Origin of the sequence: Desulfovibrio sp. 1214_IL3152 (genome assembly GCF_036763055.1) — a bacterium.
In the GTDB taxonomy this organism is placed as follows: Bacteria; Desulfobacterota; Desulfovibrionia; order Desulfovibrionales; family Desulfovibrionaceae; genus Desulfovibrio.
This window is the reverse complement of sequence record NZ_JBAIYW010000570.1, coordinates 1-2500: the sequence shown is the minus strand read 5'-3', so window position 1 is coordinate 2500 and position 2500 is coordinate 1. Positions and strand designations below refer to the sequence as shown.

Below are 2500 nucleotides of genomic sequence, written 5' to 3'. Positions count from 1 at the left end.
AAGGTAGCGAAATTCCTTGTCGGGTAAGTTCCGACCTGCACGAATGGCGTAACGATCTCCACACTGTCTCGGCCAGAGACTCGGTGAAATTGAAGTCGCGGTGAAAATGCCGTGTACCCGCAGAAAGACGGAAAGACCCTGTGCACCTTTACTATAGCTTGACATTGGGATTTGGAACTGCATGTGTAGGATAGGTGGGAGACTGTGAACCCTGTACGCTAGTATGGGGGGAGTCATTGTTGAAATACCACCCTTGTTTTTTCAGGTCCCTAACCCTCAGCCGTCATCCGGCGAGGGAACAGTGTCTGGTGGGTAGTTTGACTGGGGCGGTCGCCTCCTAAATTGTAACGGAGGCATGCAAAGGTTCCCTCAGGCTGATTGGAAACCAGCCGTCGAGTGCAAACGCATAAGGGAGCTTGACTGCAAGAGAGACATCTCGAGCAGGTACGAAAGTAGGTGTTAGTGATCCGGTGGTCCCGAATGGAAGGGCCATCGCTCATTGGATAAAAGGTACGCCGGGGATAACAGGCTGATCGCATCCAAGAGTTCACATCGACGATGCGGTTTGGCACCTCGATGTCGGCTCATCACATCCTGGGGCTGAAGCAGGTCCCAAGGGTACGGCTGTTCGCCGTTTAAAGTGGTACGCGAGCTGGGTTTAAAACGTCGTGAGACAGTTTGGTCCCTATCTTCTGTGGGCGCTGGAGAATTGAAAGGGCCTGTCCCTAGTACGAGAGGACCGGGATGGACGCACCCCTGGTGGACCTGTTGTCGTGCCAACGGCACAGCAGGGTAGCTATGTGCGGAAGGGATAACCGCTGAAAGCATCTAAGCGGGAAGCCTGCCTTAAGATAAGTTCTCCCAGGAGCAATCCCTGAAGGGCCGAGGTAGACTACCTCGTTGATAGGCTGGAGGTGGAAGCGTTGCGAGACGCGGAGCTGACCAGTACTAATAGCCCGTGCGGCTTGTTTATGAAAAAAACTCCTTCCTTCCCTGTCAATTATATATTTGACAACTTTGTTGGTAGCCATGGAGGAGAGGGTACACCCAATCCCATTCCGAACTTGGAAGTTAAGCTCTCCATCGCCGATGATACTGCATAACGTCATGTGGGAAAGTAGGCCGCTGCCAACATCTTTTAAAGCCCTTCGCTGCTCAAGCGCGAAGGGCTTTTTGCTGTTCTGTGCCTTGCGCTGCAAAAGCCCTACAGCAGGGCGAATCTCGCTGCTGCATGCGCAACTGCACCTGCCTTTGCCCCGCAGGACAACCGCGCAAATAAATTGCGCTTGCATCTTTGCGGCGGGCGTCTGCTCACGCAGCCGCCAGAGCAATTTCAAAGTGGAATTGCTCTAACAAACTGCATCGCGCCGTGCGCCTCATCTGCATTCCACCACGCACGCCTCCGAAAACACTCCTTCCGTCCAGCCCCTCCCCTGCCAGATCCACCGCCTTGCCGCATGCCGCAGCAGAGTTGGCGCTTGCCAGCCTTTAGGCAGGCGTATGACTCGCTTGCCAAGGGGGGAAAGTTGGTTGACTTTGCAATACCCGCCTTCGTGTAGAGCTCCCTGCCAGAACGACACCACAGAAAAAACGTGTTTAAAAGAATTTTGAGAGTGCTTTGCTCAGTGTATACGTTGAACCTTCTTGATGTGCTTAAGACTTCTATGGCAAGCTGGCGTACCCTTGTGGGCCACGTAGTGATGTAAATCAAGCGCGACTACCTATGGGAAAGATCTGATTTTTCGTAACCTATTAGCAATGGAGGAATATGTGCCATTCGTAAATATTAAAGTAACTGGCGGAAAGGAAGCCCCAACCAGTGCGCAAAAAGCTGAAATTATCAGCGGAGTCACAGAGCTTCTGGCTCGTGTTCTTGGTAAAAATCCTGCGACTACAATGGTGATTATTGATGAAATAGAAACTGACAACTGGGGTATTGGCGGGCAGAGCGTCACGCAGCGCAGAAAACAGGCAACCTAATCTGAGGCTTTGAGCGTAGGCATATCTGGTCCAGAAGGGCCGCGTCTGTTCTGTTTGCGTATTGCTATGCAAAACAGTGACTGTCTATTATGTGATTTTATATCCAGTGATCTCTGTGATCTGATGTCTCTTTGACTAGCCACACAACTTTTTTTTTATGAGTTAGATGGAGAGATGTACCATGCCATGATGGCAACCAGAAGAGATGCTAAGAGAGGCATTTTTCTGTAAGCGAATATCCACGGGCGACCAAGCACTGCCATTGGCAATTCCGATATGTCCGGGGTTCCTAAAAACGGATTGGCAACGTCGCTTGAGGCTGCCCATAGAGCCGTATCCCAAGCCGGAAGCTACGTGTTGAAAATAACACAAAAGCGGGGTTTTTATCCCGCTTTTTTGTAACTAGAAAACCCCCCGCTAGGCGGGGGGTTCTAAAAAGCTTATAGCTTTGCCCAAGTGAGTAAAACTCCTTTTGATTTGTTAAAAAATCTCGCGGTCTGGCAACTGCGAGTCAACAAAT

1 protein-coding gene and 2 rRNA genes (1 of these 3 cut by a window edge) are annotated in these 2500 nt (G+C 50.9%); all 3 read left to right on the top strand.

The window, feature by feature from the left end:
* Positions 1-973 (top strand): 23S ribosomal RNA (locus V6C07_RS11965); it begins 1960 nt to the left of the window's first position.
* 46 nt (positions 974-1019) lie between these two features.
* Positions 1020-1134: ribosomal RNA gene (gene rrf, locus V6C07_RS11960) — 5S ribosomal RNA — on the top strand.
* Positions 1135-1770: 636 nt separating this feature from the next.
* Positions 1771-1980: a tautomerase family protein gene (locus V6C07_RS11955; RefSeq protein ID WP_333536706.1), complete on the top strand. Its 210-nt coding sequence runs from the start codon at positions 1771-1773 to the stop codon at positions 1978-1980.
* Positions 1981-2500: the final 520 nt, after the last annotated feature.